13 protein-coding genes are annotated in these 14,951 nt (G+C 32.4%); 1 reads left to right on the forward strand and 12 read right to left on the reverse strand.

Features of this window, described 5'->3' with window-relative positions:
• Nucleotides 1-381: 381 nt before the first annotated feature.
• The 5 genes from RMO53_RS02500 to gmd form a co-directional block, all read right to left on the reverse strand.
• Entirely contained in the window at nucleotides 382-1,266 is an 885-nt protein-coding gene (locus RMO53_RS02500) for an FkbM family methyltransferase (RefSeq protein ID WP_310377774.1), read from the reverse strand.
• A 72-nt stretch (nucleotides 1,267-1,338) separates the two neighbouring features.
• Entirely contained in the window at nucleotides 1,339-2,292 is a 954-nt protein-coding gene (locus RMO53_RS02505) for an NAD-dependent epimerase/dehydratase family protein (RefSeq protein WP_310377775.1), read from the reverse strand.
• 79 nt (nucleotides 2,293-2,371) lie between these two features.
• Complete coding sequence (locus RMO53_RS02510; protein ID WP_310377776.1) at nucleotides 2,372-3,241, reverse strand: ABC transporter permease; 870 nt, start codon at nucleotides 3,239-3,241, stop codon at nucleotides 2,372-2,374.
• Nucleotides 3,242-3,319: 78 nt separating this feature from the next.
• On the reverse strand, nucleotides 3,320-4,243 hold the full coding sequence (locus tag RMO53_RS02515) for a GDP-L-fucose synthase (RefSeq protein WP_310377777.1): 924 nt from the start codon (nucleotides 4,241-4,243) through the stop codon (nucleotides 3,320-3,322).
• Entirely contained in the window at nucleotides 4,244-5,332 is a 1,089-nt protein-coding gene (gene gmd, locus RMO53_RS02520; RefSeq protein ID WP_310377778.1) for a GDP-mannose 4,6-dehydratase, read from the reverse strand.
• A gap of 156 nt (nucleotides 5,333-5,488) precedes the next feature.
• On the opposite strand from gmd, the gene RMO53_RS02525 reads away from it, so the two are divergent.
• Complete coding sequence (locus tag RMO53_RS02525) at nucleotides 5,489-6,229, forward strand: CpsB/CapC family capsule biosynthesis tyrosine phosphatase (protein WP_310377779.1); 741 nt, start codon at nucleotides 5,489-5,491, stop codon at nucleotides 6,227-6,229.
• 74 nt (nucleotides 6,230-6,303) lie between these two features.
• On the opposite strand, the gene RMO53_RS02530 is transcribed toward RMO53_RS02525, so the two are convergent.
• From RMO53_RS02530 to RMO53_RS02560, 7 genes are all read right to left on the reverse strand, one after another.
• Nucleotides 6,304-8,661: a polysaccharide biosynthesis tyrosine autokinase gene (locus RMO53_RS02530; RefSeq protein ID WP_310377780.1), complete on the reverse strand. Its 2,358-nt coding sequence runs from the start codon at nucleotides 8,659-8,661 to the stop codon at nucleotides 6,304-6,306.
• An 8-nt stretch (nucleotides 8,662-8,669) separates the two neighbouring features.
• Nucleotides 8,670-9,443 carry a polysaccharide biosynthesis/export family protein gene (locus RMO53_RS02535; RefSeq protein WP_310377781.1) on the reverse strand — a complete coding sequence of 258 codons (774 nt, stop codon included), beginning with the start codon at nucleotides 9,441-9,443 and terminating at the stop codon, nucleotides 8,670-8,672.
• 138 nt (nucleotides 9,444-9,581) lie between these two features.
• Nucleotides 9,582-11,546, reverse strand: coding sequence for a polysaccharide biosynthesis protein (locus RMO53_RS02540; protein WP_409024821.1), 1,965 nt, complete (start codon nucleotides 11,544-11,546; stop codon nucleotides 9,582-9,584).
• A gap of 158 nt (nucleotides 11,547-11,704) precedes the next feature.
• Nucleotides 11,705-12,574: a glucose-1-phosphate thymidylyltransferase RfbA gene (gene rfbA, locus RMO53_RS02545; protein WP_310377782.1), complete on the reverse strand. Its 870-nt coding sequence runs from the start codon at nucleotides 12,572-12,574 to the stop codon at nucleotides 11,705-11,707.
• 13 nt (nucleotides 12,575-12,587) lie between these two features.
• The gene (locus RMO53_RS02550; RefSeq protein ID WP_409024822.1) at nucleotides 12,588-13,763 is read right to left on the reverse strand and encodes a DegT/DnrJ/EryC1/StrS family aminotransferase; all 1,176 of its coding nucleotides are present in this window, start codon (nucleotides 13,761-13,763) and stop codon (nucleotides 12,588-12,590) included.
• Nucleotides 13,764-13,900: 137 nt separating this feature from the next.
• Entirely contained in the window at nucleotides 13,901-14,311 is a 411-nt protein-coding gene (locus tag RMO53_RS02555; protein WP_310377783.1) for a hypothetical protein, read from the reverse strand.
• Entirely contained in the window at nucleotides 14,311-14,916 is a 606-nt protein-coding gene (locus RMO53_RS02560) for an MBL fold metallo-hydrolase (protein WP_310377784.1), read from the reverse strand. Before RMO53_RS02560 ends, RMO53_RS02555 begins: the two co-directional genes overlap by 1 nt.
• Between the last annotated feature and the right edge of the window lie 35 nt (nucleotides 14,917-14,951).

The following is a 14,951-nucleotide window of genomic DNA, read 5'->3' on the forward strand; positions in this document are numbered from 1 at the left end:
GGTTGTAACACGGAACGATGATGGAGACTAAAGGGTTTTTCATGTTTAAAATATTATTTTCTAACTTTCTATCAGGCTGCATTTTGTATGTTTATAATTGTCGTTACGGTGTAACGCCATTTTGCATATTTAATATAAAAACCCAAACAACCACAACGGAATATTTCGATCAAAGTATTTATATATCCTCTTTTTTTACTAATCCAAAAAACATCAACGCATTGATGTTTTTTATATAAATTTATATCAACGAATTGATGTTTTTTTATTGTTTTTGTAATTTTAGAAAACATATTTACAATAGCACTACATCCAAGTATTGGGCTTGGTTGTAGCAAGGAACGATGATGGAGACTAAAGTCATCTAAAATTTTAGTTGTTTTATTGTTTAAAAGCATAAATCATCCCAGTAATTGAGGTCAAAAATCTTGAAACAACGCTGAAATTATTTTTAATTAAAATATTTTCTAGAATTACTGCACCTTTGTCATGCCACTCGATTAACAAAATATCTATATCAATGAGTAAATTACTATCACTCAATTTTTGAAGTATTTCATATTCGGCGCCTTCGCAGTCAATTTTTAAAACCTTTTTCAGACCAGAATGTTTGGCAATTAATCCCGGAAGTATAGTGTCTATGCTTTGGATAAGGATTTCAATTTCTTGTGTGTTGTGTTTTTGTATTATCAGACTCAATTCTAAACGAATGCCACAGTTTCCTTTTGCTTGAGAATTATACAACACTTTCTCGGTTCTTGTTGCTCCACCTAAACCAAAATTGAAGGCTTCGATTTTAGTTGAAACTTCTTTATTTAATTCTAAATTACAAATCGCCTGATTGTATGTTGGCAAAACAGGTTCGAAAGAATATATTTTTTCTACATTTTTTTGGAGTCCAAAAAACAAAGAACTAATTCCGATATTCATTCCTATATCAAAAACCACGAACTTTTCTTTGGACAATAAATTATAGTCTTTTTCGATAAAAACTTCTTTAATAATAAAAAATTCTTCGGGACTTTCGATGTATAATTTCAGATTATTAAAACGAGCTAAAACACCTTCTTTGTATCGTTCTAAAGTAAGTTCTGGAAAGTGTTTTTTGAGGGTAAGCAAATCATGACGCGACCTAAAAACTAAATTATGAACATCGTCTTGAACAGCAAAACCTTGAACTAGATCGTGTAATTCTTTTTCCCTTTTGGCTATATTGGTAACTTTATAACCCCATTTATGTAATAGACTGTGAATTTGTTTGTTCATTATTTTAATGTTAAATCATTATTTTTTCATTCTCACTCCTAGTCTTCACTTCTATCTTCTAACTTCCCACTTCTAACTTCCCACTTTAAACTTAATATTCATCCAATCAAACTGTTTTTGCAACCCATCAGCGAGCAGTGTTCTAGGATTATAGTTTAAAAGCAAACTGCTTTTGTCACTATTGGCAAAAGTCTGCGGCACATCGCCTTGTTGTTCGTCTTTGTATACTAGCGTTGGATTAATTTTTGTGATTTTGCCTATTTCATGAATTAAATCTTTTAATTGTATGGTATTATTATTACCCAGATTGATGATTTCAAATTGAGTTTTATCATAATACATACTTTCCATTATTCCGTTTACAATATCATCAACATAGGTATAATCACGTTTTGTAGTACCATCACCATAAACTTCTATGGGTTTATTAGCAATACTGTTTCTAAAAAATTTATTGATGGCTAAATCCGGTCGTTGCCGTGGTCCATAAACCGTAAAAAAGCGTAAGGCTAAAAACCGAATACCATACAAATGACTGTAAGTAAAACCTATTTTTTCGCAAGCTAATTTGGAAGACGCATAAGGACTTATGGGTTGTAAATCCAACTCACTTTCGGTCCAAGGAACATTTTTGTTCACACCATAAACACTACTCGATGAAGCAAAAAGAAATTGTTTGATGTTGTGGTTTTTAGCAAACTCCAGCATGGCCAATGTGCCATTTACATTGACATCAAAATATTCTTTAGCATTGGCTATACTTTGAATGACACCCGCTTTTGCGGCAATATGAATGATACAATCAATTGCAAACGGCATTTTAACAGTGTCAATGGCTCGAATATCTACTTCAATAAAACTAAAATTGGAATGTTCAAAATGCTTTTTTTGGTTTAACACTTTAAGCTTTTTTTCATAAAAAGTGTCGTAATTGTCAATAGAAAGAACCGTATGATTGTCAAGCAAAAGCCTGTCAATTAAAGTACTTCCTATAAAACCTGCTCCACCTGTCACTAAAACATTCATATAATAACTTTATTTGTAAATCATTTCCAAATCTAATCAGCTAACTTCTTTCTTCTTTATTCTTTATTCTAACTTCTTTCTAAACCGTATCGATAAAACTTTTCTCGGTTTTATTAAAAATCAAAACTCCTACAAAAAAAACAATTATTGTAATACTCACCGTATAAATTAAACCAAAAACTGAAATTTGTCCTACATTGAGCAACATGTATCGAGAAGCTTCTATAATATAAGCCAACGGATTGTATTGTACGAGCCAAGCATAATCGGGCATTTTTTCATTCATCAATGCCATTGGGTACATCACCGCCGACAAATACATGAGCAGTTGGACACCAAAACCAATTAAGTAACTAAAATCCCTATATTTTGTTACCAAAGACGAAATAAACATGCCTAATCCAAGTCCTAAAATGCCCATAAGTGCCACCAATAAAGGGAAAAATAACACCGTCCCATTCAAACTAATTGGCGCACCATTTAGGTAATAAAAAATATAAAAAGCAATAAAAATGAGAAACTGAATGCCAAATTTAAGCAAGTTAGAAATCACAATAGAAATGGGCATTATCACTCTGGGGAAATATACTTTGCCAAATATAGCGGCGTTTTTCTTGAATGTATCCGAAGTATCATTTAAGCAAGCGGTAAAATAATTCCAAACGGTGATTCCTGCCAAGTTGAATAAAAAAGGTGGCGTACTTCCGGTGTCTATTCCTGCAACGGTATTGAAAATAATTGTAAAAGTAATTGAAGTAAATAAAGGCTGTATCAAGTACCATAATGGTCCTAAAATAGTTTGTTTGTAAACAGTTACGACATCTCTTTTTACAAAAAGCATCAGTAAATCTCGGTACTGCCATACTTCCTTAAGATTCAAGGAGAAGAATTTATTTTTGGGTGTAATTTCAAACAGCCAATCAGCATCTGTATTTTCAGTAGTATTCATTTTTTTTATCTTATGCTTCTGGTTTAAATACTTAAAATAGAACTTTCTTGTTCTCGCAAATATAATTATTTAAAAACATTACACTCCAAAAGTATCGCGATACACTTGTTTTATACCTTCTTCTAATGCAATCGAAAATTTCCAACCCAATGCGTTCAGCTTTGTAGTATCGGTAATTTTTCTGGGTGTTCCATCAGGTTTTGAAACATCAAAAACGAGATTACCTGTGTAACCCAAGATTTTTTTTATCAAATAAGCTAAATCGCTAATGGATATTTCTTGCCCCGAACCAATGTTAACAAACCCTTTGTCGTTGTAATTTTGCATTAAATAAACACACGCATCCGCCATATCAGTAGCATGCAAAAATTCTCGCAATGGTGTTCCTGTTCCCCAAACCGAAACTTGAGGCTCATTATTTATTTTGGCTTCGTGAATTTTGCGCAACAATGCGGGCAAAACATGTGAGTTTTGCAAGTCGTAGTTGTCGTTGAGTCCGTATAAATTTGTAGGCATTACTGATATAAAGTTGCAACCGTATTGATCCCGATAGGCATCACACATTTTGATCCCTGCAATTTTGGCAATCGCATACGGCTCATTTGTAGGCTCTAACAATCCTGTTAAAAGCGACTCTTCATTTAAGGGTTGTGGAGCTAATTTTGGATAAATACAAGTGGAACCTAAAAAAAGTAATTTTTTGACCTTATTTTTATAACTGTGATGAATCACATTGCTTTGAATCATGATATTTTCATAGAGAAAATCGGCTCTAAAGGTATTATTGGCAACGATTCCTCCTACTTTGGCTGCAGCCAAAAAAACATATTCGGGTTTTTCGATTTCAAAAAAACCAGCCACTGCCGTTTGATCTATAAGATTCAATTCCGAAGAAGTTCGGGTGATGATATTTGTAAATCCTTTGCTTTGCAAGTTTTTGACAAGAGCACTACCAACCATTCCGTTGTGTCCCGCCACATATATTTTTGAATTGCTTTGCATTTACTGTAAGCTTTTAATGATTTTTTCTCGTTTGAAAACTTTCATATCAGCTTCCATCATTTCTTTGACTAGCATGGCCAGAGTATATTTTGGTTTCCATCCCAATAGTTTTTTTGCCTTGCTATTATCGCCAATCAACAAATCGACTTCGGTAGGACGAAAATAAGCAGGGTCAATTTTAATCACTTCTTGTCCTATTTTAAAAGCGTATTCTGGATTAGAGCTTGATTTTACAATACCCACTTCGTCAACTCCTGTACCTTTGAATTCTAATGCTACGCCTATTTCTTGAAATGCCAGTTGTATGAAATGTCTAACCGAGTTGGTAACTCCTGTTGAAATTACAAAATCTTCGGGTTGTTCTTGTTGCAACATCAGCCACATGGCTTCGACATAATCTTTGGCGTGACCCCAATCCCGTTGTGCATCTATGTTACCCATAAACAAAGTTTTGTCCATGCCATAAGCCATTTGTGCTATGCCTCGTGTAATTTTTCGGGTTACAAATGTTTCGCCTCGTAGCGGACTTTCGTGGTTGAATAAAATACCATTACAAGCATACATTCCGTAAGCTTCTCTATAATTTATGGTGATCCAAAAAGCATACATTTTGGCCACTGCATAAGGCGATCGTGGATAAAAAGGTGTGGTTTCGGACTGTGGCACTTCTTGTACTTTGCCATATAATTCAGATGTGGAAGCTTGGTAAATTTTGGTTTTTTGGGTTAAACCCAATAAGCGAATGGCATCTAAAAGTCGTAATGTTCCCAGTGCATCAACATCGCCTGTGTATTCTGGAATGTCAAAACTCACTTTGACATGACTCATTGCTCCTAAATTATAAATCTCGTCGGGTTGGGTTTCTTGTATTATTCTAATAATATTTGAAGAATCGCTCAAATCCCCATAATGCAGTTTGAAATGCTGGTTTTCGACATGACCGTCTTCGTACAAATGGTCTATTCGCTGGGTGTTGAACAAAGAGCTTCTGCGTTTGATTCCGTGTACTTTATACCCTTTCGAAAGCAGTAACTCTGCTAAATAAGCGCCGTCTTGTCCTGTTACTCCTGTAATTAATGCTGTTTTCATTTCTATTCGCCTTGTTTAGCTATTTTAAATATGCTTTTCATTACTATTAAAGCTAAAAACAAATATAGCAATTTCGATTTAGTATTGAATTACATTTTAGAGTACAAATTGCTAAATTATTGTTTACTTTGTAACATTAATTTAAAATAACTCCTATTGTTTTTTTTTACTAAAGCTAAAGTGATTCTAAAGGATTTAATTCCTGATAATTACGTTGATATCCATTCGCATTTGTTGCCTGGAATTGATGATGGTGCAAAAACATTTGAGGACACTTTAACACTTATAAAAGCCCTACAAGGTTTTGGCTGTAAACAATTTATCACTACACCTCATATTATTCAATACGTTTGGGATAATAACAAGGAACAAATTACTGCAAAAGCAGCTGCTACTGTTGTTGAATTACAAAAAAACAATAGTACCGTTCCGTTTCGAGCTGCTGCAGAATACTTGATGGACGATCAATTTGAAAGACTTTTTAAATCAAGTCAATTACTGACCCTTAAAGACAATTACGTTTTAGTTGAAATGTCGTATATTAATGCGCCAATCCAGTTGTATTCTATATTATTTGACCTTCAGGTTGCTGGATATATTCCGGTATTAGCTCACCCAGAGCGTTATTTATTTTATCAAAATAATTTTAATGAATATTTAAAACTAAAAAGAGCTGGCTGTTTATTTCAATTAAATTTATTATCAACCGTAGGTTATTACGGTCCGGAAATAACTAAAATTGCTGATCAATTGCTTCAAAAAGGGATGTATGATTTTGTAGGTTCAGACGTGCATCACAACAATCATATCGCTGCTTTTGACCAAAAAGTCAGAGTGAAAGACCTAGTACTACTTAAAGAAATAATTGCTAGCAATAGTTTTTTTAGAATTGAATAAATTTTATAATTAAAATAAAAAAGGCATCAGAAAAATTTTTCCCGATACCTTTTTTACTCAAGTTATTGTTGTAATTATTTTTTTAATATTTTTTTATACCAAGGTATTTTCACTTCCTTGACTCCGTAACCGTAGCCATAACCATAGCCTTTTGTAGAATCGGTATCGTTGAGAAGCATACACATATTAGGCAATTTTTTTTCTTTGTATAAAGTATACGGAATATTAAGCATACGTTTTTCGAGGAAATTAGCTCGAATTACGTAAATAAAACTGTCTGCATGTTTTGCAATCAATAAAGTATCTGTTACAACACTTACCGGAGCGGTATCCACAATGATATAATCGTATTGTGTTTTTAAATTTTTGAATAACAAATCAATTTTAGTACTCATCAAAAGTTCAGCCGGATTTGGTGGAATTACTCCTGCAGGTAAGATGTAGAAGGCTTCGTAACCGGTTTGTTTTACTATTAAATCTTCTACATTTATATCTTTGGAGGATAAATAATTTGTAACTCCTTTGTCTGGTAAGTTTAAATAATCTCCTAATCTAGGGTTTCTTAAATCCATTCCGATTAATAATATTTTTTTGCCCGAAAGTGCAAATGTCGCGGCTAGATTTACAGATACGAATGTTTTCCCTTCTTTAGGAAAAGTAGAGGTTAAAAAAATTGTTTTTGCTTTTCCGTCTGGAACTCCAGTAACCATAAACTCTAAATTTGTCCTGATAATTCGCAATGCTTCGGCAGAACTAGAGCGGCTTTCGGTCATAATTATTTCTGTAGGAGTATCAGATGTGGGTACATCTCCAATAAATGGTACTGGAATTTTCTCATCGATATCCAATCTGCTTTTTATTTTAGTATCTAATAAATCTAATAAATATATTGCCCCAAACGGTATAATAAAGCCTAATAATAAAGCGGCGAGATAAACAAAGTTTCTTTTAGGAGAAACTGGACTTTGAGATGCTTTTGCTACATCAACTACTCGAGCATTGGGTTCTGTTGCTAAAAGCGTAAGTGCTATTTCTTCTCTTTTTTGTAATAAATAGAGGTATAATTCTTCTTTTACTTTTTGCTGGCGTTCCAAGCCTCTAAACTGACGTTCTTGTCCAGGTATTTTACCTGCTTTATTGTTTAAAACTCCTTCAAAGTTTTGCAATTCTCTTTTTTGAATTCCTAAAGTGGTTTGTAATCGCATTAAACTTGAGATTACATTTGATTTTAGAGAGGTAATTTGCTGGTCTATTTTAACCACGGATGGGTTTGAAACACTGGCAGACTTTAAAATCCTATTTCTGTTTAAAACAAGTTGATTGTAGGAGTTTATTGATTCTGAAGCTTCGCCTTCGGTTGCTACAATATTATTGGGTAATAAATCAGAATTTGTAGTTTTTTTCATAAACTCTAACATTGAGGAAACAATGTTGATTTGAACTTCTGACTCTACGATTTTTTTATTGTACTCACCTGAGCCTTCAACAAAAAGCTTTGCTTCGGATTCTATGTCGGTTAAATTATTTGATTTTTTGAAACTTTCGGCATTTTTTTCTACGCCATCCAATTCGTCAGTGATTAGTATTAATCGGTTCTGAATAAATTTTGCGGTGTTTTCTGAAATAAAATTTTTATCAGAAATAGCATCTGCATTATAATTTTGGACTAAATTATTCAAAAAATATTCGGCTTTTTCTCTAACCGGATCAATAATAGAAATATCAACAATATTACTACTCTTACTAAAGGGTTCCACAATTAATCTTCCACGATAACTGTTTACAACATCATCTAAAGGACTTAAAGCAATCGTTATTGGACCATTTGCATTCAATAAAACTGGGTGTATTTTTGTTTTATTAATAGAAATTTGACCATAACTTGTGGTTATTATTTCTCCAAATTTATATTGACTTTTATTATTTACATGCTCCCCTAATTGATTTTTTAAAGTGAACGCATCGTTTGACACCTCAGTAAATATATAGTTCTTTCTGGTTTTATAAAACTCAGCATTTTTATTGAGAACGTTTACTTCGATTGGAGCATCGTTAAAAAGTTCGTTACTTAATATTTTACCTTTAACGATTAGTGAAATATTTAGATTTAATTTTCTTACAATATTCTCAACTATTGTTCTTGACCTTAAGATTTGAACCTCGTTATCTAAATTATTTTTTATAGTCTTTCCAGCACCTATATCTGAAAAAGCAGAAAGTTCTGATAACATTCCTCCCTTTTTGTCATCTTTTACCAATATTGTGGTCGATGCATTGTATAAGGGTTTTGTATACCTTAATTTTATAAAAGCCAGTGAAAGGCTAATAATCATAGCTAATAAAAACCATTTCCAGTGGGATAGATACTTATTTAAAATCGCTCTATATTCGAAATCTTTTTCGAAATTTTCGTTTGCTAAATCTTTGTCCATCAATTATTTTATTTTGAGGTAGAAATTACTAGAGTCGCTAATGTAATTAAAATAGAAGTAATACTAAATATTAAACCGGTACTTGGTCCAACTCCTGCTCCATTAACCTTGTTTTTGTTTGGTTCAACATAAACAACGTCGTTTTGAGCTAGATAATAAAAGGGAGAATTAATAAAATCTGCGTTGGTAATATTGACCCTGTTATAGGATTTAACGCCATCTATTTCTCTAATTATTAAGATGTTATCTCTTTTTCCGTATATAGTCAAATCCTTAGCCATAGTTAAGGCTTCGATCAAGGTTACTCTTTCGGTGTTTATTGGATAAATTCCAGACTCGGTTACTTCTCCTTGTATTGAAATTTTAAAATTTAAAATACGAATAATTACTACCGGATTTTTAATATAAGGAGCTAATTTATCTTGAAATAATTTTAGGGTTTCGGTTCTTGATAATCCACTTACTTTCAATTTTCCTATTACAGGAAAATCAACAAACCCATTTACATCAACTAAATAAGATGCTGAGGATTGTTTGCCTGAACTATCTTCTTCAGTTGCTCCTAAATTAAATGGAATTACTGCTTCGGGATTATCCGCAGAAATAATTATACTCAACAAATCATCGGGCTGAATTTTTATTTCATACGAATTCGTCCGGTCTTTTTGATTTATGCTGTCTATGTTTTGATAATATATTATTTCCTTTTTAGGCACGCAGGAAAAAAATAGCATCACAAGAAATAAAAGAATTGTTTTTTTTAGAAATAATATATTTTTCATATTCCTCATGTTATTATTTATCATTGAAGATGGCAAATATAGGAATTCCTTTAATATTAATAAAAAAATCTAATGACTATACTTGAAAAAATTTACCTTATAAGAAAACTTATAACTTGAAATGCTGTTTCAAATTCATTATTTATCTAATGTTTCAAAAACAGAGTTCATGCTTTTAAATTCAGGAACTATTTTTTTCATTTTTAAAACGATATGATCGTTGTCAAATAAATTAGCAATTGCAATAAGTTCGTCAATATCATTATGCAATACCTCATACTCCTCTTGAATTTCAATTGCAATCATTATTTTATCATGATGGGTAGACAATGTTTTTGAAGTGTCATTGAGCAGTTCTTCATATAGTTTTTCACCGGGTCTGAGTCCTACGATTTCTATTTGAATGTCTTTATTTGGTATAAATCCAGCTAGTTTAATCATTTTTTTTGCGAGATCAATAATCTTTACGGGTTTGCCCATATCAAAAATATAAATCTCACCTCCATTACCCATAGCACCAGCTTCTAAAACGAGTTGACAGGCTTCGGGGATAGTCATAAAATACCTAATAATATTTGGGTGAGTTATGGTTACTGGTCCACCATCGGCAATTTGTTTTGTAAATAATGGTACTACTGAACCATTTGAACCCAAAACGTTGCCAAATCGCGTGGTAATGAATTTTGTATCATGTAAACAAGCTTTATCTTTTCCTTTTAGTTGTAAGGATTGAACATATTTTTCGGCGATTCGTTTGCTTGCTCCCATTACATTACTAGGATTGACTGCTTTATCAGTAGAAATCATTACAAATTTATTTACCTGATATTCACAGGCTAAATCTGCTAGAATTTTTGTTCCTTCGATATTTGTAAGAATTGCTTGTGATGGATTTTCTTCCATCATGGGAACATGCTTGTAAGCAGCAGCATGATAGATCACTTGTGGATTATAGAGTTGAAATATTTTACTCATTGCTGATTTATTCCTTACATCGGCAATAACAGTTCTTATTATTGAATGTGAATTTAGACTTTCCATCTCTAATCTTAAATGATGCAAAGGAGTCTCAGCCTGGTCTAAAATAATTATTTTACTTGGATAAAAACTCAATACTTGCCTTGCAATTTCACTTCCTATTGATCCCGCTGCACCCGAAATTAATATGGTCTTACCCTTGAGTTGCTCCGTTATTGATTTGTTATCTAATACAATAGGATTTCTTTCAAGTAAATCTTCAATTTGAACGTTTTTTACTTTTTGAGAAATTTCTTTATGATTTTCCCAATCAGAAATAGATGGCACACTGTATACTTTATAATTAAACTCTAAACATTGATCAATAATATTTAATTTTTTTTCTTTTGTCAAGCTTTTATCAGCTATAATAACTCCTTCAGCTCCAATTGAGCGCATCAAAATAGGCAATTTCTTTTTTTGGATTAATATAGGCAAATCTAAAATTCGCATGGATTCATTCTTGTTATTTTTGTCTACAAAGCCTAAAATTTTAAAGCGTAAAGGTGTTTCAAATTTTAATGCATTTGCCACTGACAAAGCATTTGCATCTGTCCCGTAAATAATAACTGGGATGGCAACTGTGTCACTATTCTCTAAAAAATAAAGTTCGAAAGTTTGTTTTACAAATACACGATAGATAAACAATCCACAAAAAGAGAGCACTATGTTTATAAAAAGACCTGTGTTTAAAAAGGCTTTTTCTTTGAAAATTAACTCGTAAATGAGATTGAAAACTAGGAAAAAAACCAATACAGAAAATTGAGAAAATAAAAGTTTAACCGCATCAATATAGGAAGAGTGGCGAATAATTCCTGAATACGTTCGAAAAAGCCAAAAGAAAAAAATATTAATTCCTAAAAACAAACTAATAAAAACTGCTTGATGATCCGAAATTATATACTTAATCCCTGTACCCTTAAAAATCAAAAAGGTGAAAAACATAGACAATACTAGAACGGTAATGTCTATCAAAACGATGATCCATCGAGGTAAATATCTTAAATTCTGGATGTTAAATCTCAGGTTTTTACCTGAGAAATATCTTGAAATAAAAGACGCTTGTTTAGTACTGTTAATGCTCAAAATCGATGTTTTTAAATTATATCTACTACTTACAAAAATACTTTAGATTATACCCAGCTATAAATTTATTAAAGTTTAAAACTGTTTTAATCTGACTAATAACCAAAAAAAGAGTTGATTTACATTTACAATTTTTAGTTATTGGAATTTACCGCTGCTCAATTTTTATTTCTTAACAATTGATGTAAATAAGTGCCATAACCAGATTTGACTAATGGTTCTGCTAATTTTTTAAGTTGTTCGCCATCAATAAATCCTTGACGCCAAGCTATCTCTTCGATACAACCTATTTTTAATCCTTGTCGCTCTTCGATTACTTGAACAAATTGCCCAGCTTGCATTAAACTGGCAAAAGTTCCTGTATCCAACCAAGCGTTTCCTCTACCGAGAACACCTACTTTTAGCAAGCCATTTGCTAAATAAACTTTATTGATATCCGTAATTTCATATTCACCTCTTGTACTTGGCTGAATTTTTTTGGCAATATCCACAACACTATTATCATAAAAATACAATCCTGGAACGGCATAATTTGATTTGGGTTTGAGCGGTTTCTCTTCGATAGAAATTGCTGTATTATTATCATCAAATTCTACAACACCATAGCGTTCTGGGTCAGAAACATGGTATGCAAATACAACGCCGCCTTTTGGTTCAACATTTGATTGTAATAAATGCTGCATGTTGTCTCCAAAAAAAATATTATCTCCTAAGACTAATGCAACTGAATCTGTTCCTATGAAGTCTGCACCAATTACAAAAGCCTGACCCAAACCATTTGGAACAACTTGTTCTTCATAACTAAATTTACACCCTAATGCACTGCCATCGCCTAATAATTTTTTGAAATTAGGCAAATCATGTGGTGTCGAAATGATTAATATTTCATTGATTCCTGCTAACATTAATGTCGATAGCGGATAATAAATCATAGGTTTATCATACACCGGCATCATTTGTTTACTCATCGCAAGTGTCAACGGATGCAATCTTGTGCCTGAACCTCCAGCTAAAATTATTCCTTTCATATTGAATTATGAGTTATGAGTTATGCCCTTCGACTGCACTCTGATTGTCTATGGATTGGTTCTTGAATAACTGATTTACTACTTGCTTGATTCGATTTCTATCGTCATCTGTAAGATTGGAACCCGATGGTAAACACAATCCTTTTTCGAATAAATCTTCGGCTACTTTGTTACCATAATAGGGATATTTTTCAAAAATGGGCTGCAAATGCATGGGCTTCCACAATGGTCTACATTCAATATTGACCGCCTCGAATGCGAGACGAACTGTTTCTCTATCTTCAAAGGAATTCAATACTACAGAACTCAACCAATAATTTGAAAAATAATCTGGGCTAGGAGTTGAAAAAACCTTTACATCAGAAATATTATCGAAAATCTGTTCGTAAAAATCGTGCATGGCTCTTCGTAAATTTACGTGCTGATCTAAAACTTCCATTTGACCACGACCAATTCCCGCACTAATATTGCTCATCCTGTAATTATACCCTATTTCACTGTGCTGATAATGAGTCGCTTTATCTCTAGCTTGTGTGGCTAGGAAAATGGCTTTTTCTTTTATTTCTTTTGTATGAGTTACAATTGCACCACCACCAGATGTGGTTATAATCTTGTTTCCATTAAATGATAATACTCCAATATCACCAAAAGTACCACATTTTTGACCTTTGTAACTGCTTCCTAAAGCTTCGGCACTATCTTCTAAAATTGGTATTCCGTATTTCACGGATAGCGCATTAATTGCTTCAACTTGATACGGAATTCCATATAAATGTACTGCAATGATGACTTTTGGTTTTTTGCCTTTAGAAATTCTATCCACTATTGCTCCTTCCAGTGCTATGGGACATAAGTTCCACGTTTGTTCCTCACTATCAATAAAAATGGGTGTTGCACCAAGATATAAAATAGGATTAGCCGATGCGGAAAAAGTCATGCTCTGACAAATCACTTCATCGCCAGCTTGAACACCTAAAATAATTAATCCTAAATGAATAGCTGCTGTTCCGGAACTTAAAACACCTACATGCGCTTCGCTACCAATGTATTTTTCTATATCCTGTTCTAGTCCTGTTACATTTGGTCCAAGTGGTGCAACCCAATTCGTATCAAAAGCTTCTTGAACAAATTTTTGTTCGTTTCCGCCCATGTGTGGCGATGAAAGCCATATTTTTGAATTATTTATCATTGTGTTTTTTAACTTTTTGGCACTACTAATACGACTTCTTTATACCTTTGAAAGTAGGTTGAATCTGATTTAATATTTTTTTCAATTACCATATTGTGTGCTATAACATTTTTATCGCCTATTATAGAATCGTGATTTCAACTTGTTTTATTATTAAATGCATTAAAATTTCGTACATCAACATTGAATCCGATTTGTGTGTACGGGCAAAAAATATTACCAACTCCTATTTTTGCTGTTTTAAAAACTCGTGATTTGTGATGTATAAAGTTGGTAAATTTCGTGTTTTTTAAACTAAAATGATTTATTATTTTTGAACTAAATGTTAAATTATTAATTGCAAGAATCAATTCGACTTTTTTTGGCACATCATAAGTAAAAATAGAGCCTAATAATGGGAGTTTTAGCTGTGGTTTTTGATGATTTTCTCGGGAGTCATCAAGAAACCCGAACAACTCAATTGCTGGATTGAGTTTATTATTCTCAAAAATATATTCTTCGATTTCTGCAGCTCTTGCTCCAGCTCCAATAATTATTACTTTTTGCATTAGATCCATTTATTGAAACAAAACAAGTCACCATGTCCGGGCAATACAATGGTATTTGATTCGGTTTCATTATTCAATTTTATAACAGATTGCTCAAATTTTGATTTATCGCCTCCGGGTAATTTAAAAACTAAATATTTTTTTTCTATCACTGTATCTCCGCCAAAAAGCAAATTTTTATATTTGAAACAATACGAATAATTACTATGTCCGGGTGTAGCAATAATTTTAAAATAATTTAATGTACTTACATTAATACAGTTTGTTTCAATGGGCATATTGTAGTAAAAAGAAATGTTTGTTCTGCTATTATTGAGGGCATTTTTTAAATTATCACAAGGCAAATATATTGATGTCCTAGTATTATTCAACAATAAATTAACGTCAAAGTGATGGTCAAAATGTTCGTGGGTGATGTATATTAATTTATCAATATCATTAAATTGTTCCAGCCATTGATGTACCTGCTCATTTAATTTTCCGGGATCGACGATAATTACTTTGTCTTGGTCTATCAAAAAATAAGTGCATACCTGAAATAAATCAGATACAAACCTGTATACTGTAGATTTGTCGTCGATATTACAAAACAGTGGCTCCACCATGGATTATTTTTTTTTATTCGAGTCTTTCGTTTATG

This window comes from Flavobacterium sp. (assembly GCF_031409475.1).
Lineage (GTDB): Bacteria > Bacteroidota > Bacteroidia > Flavobacteriales > Flavobacteriaceae > Flavobacterium.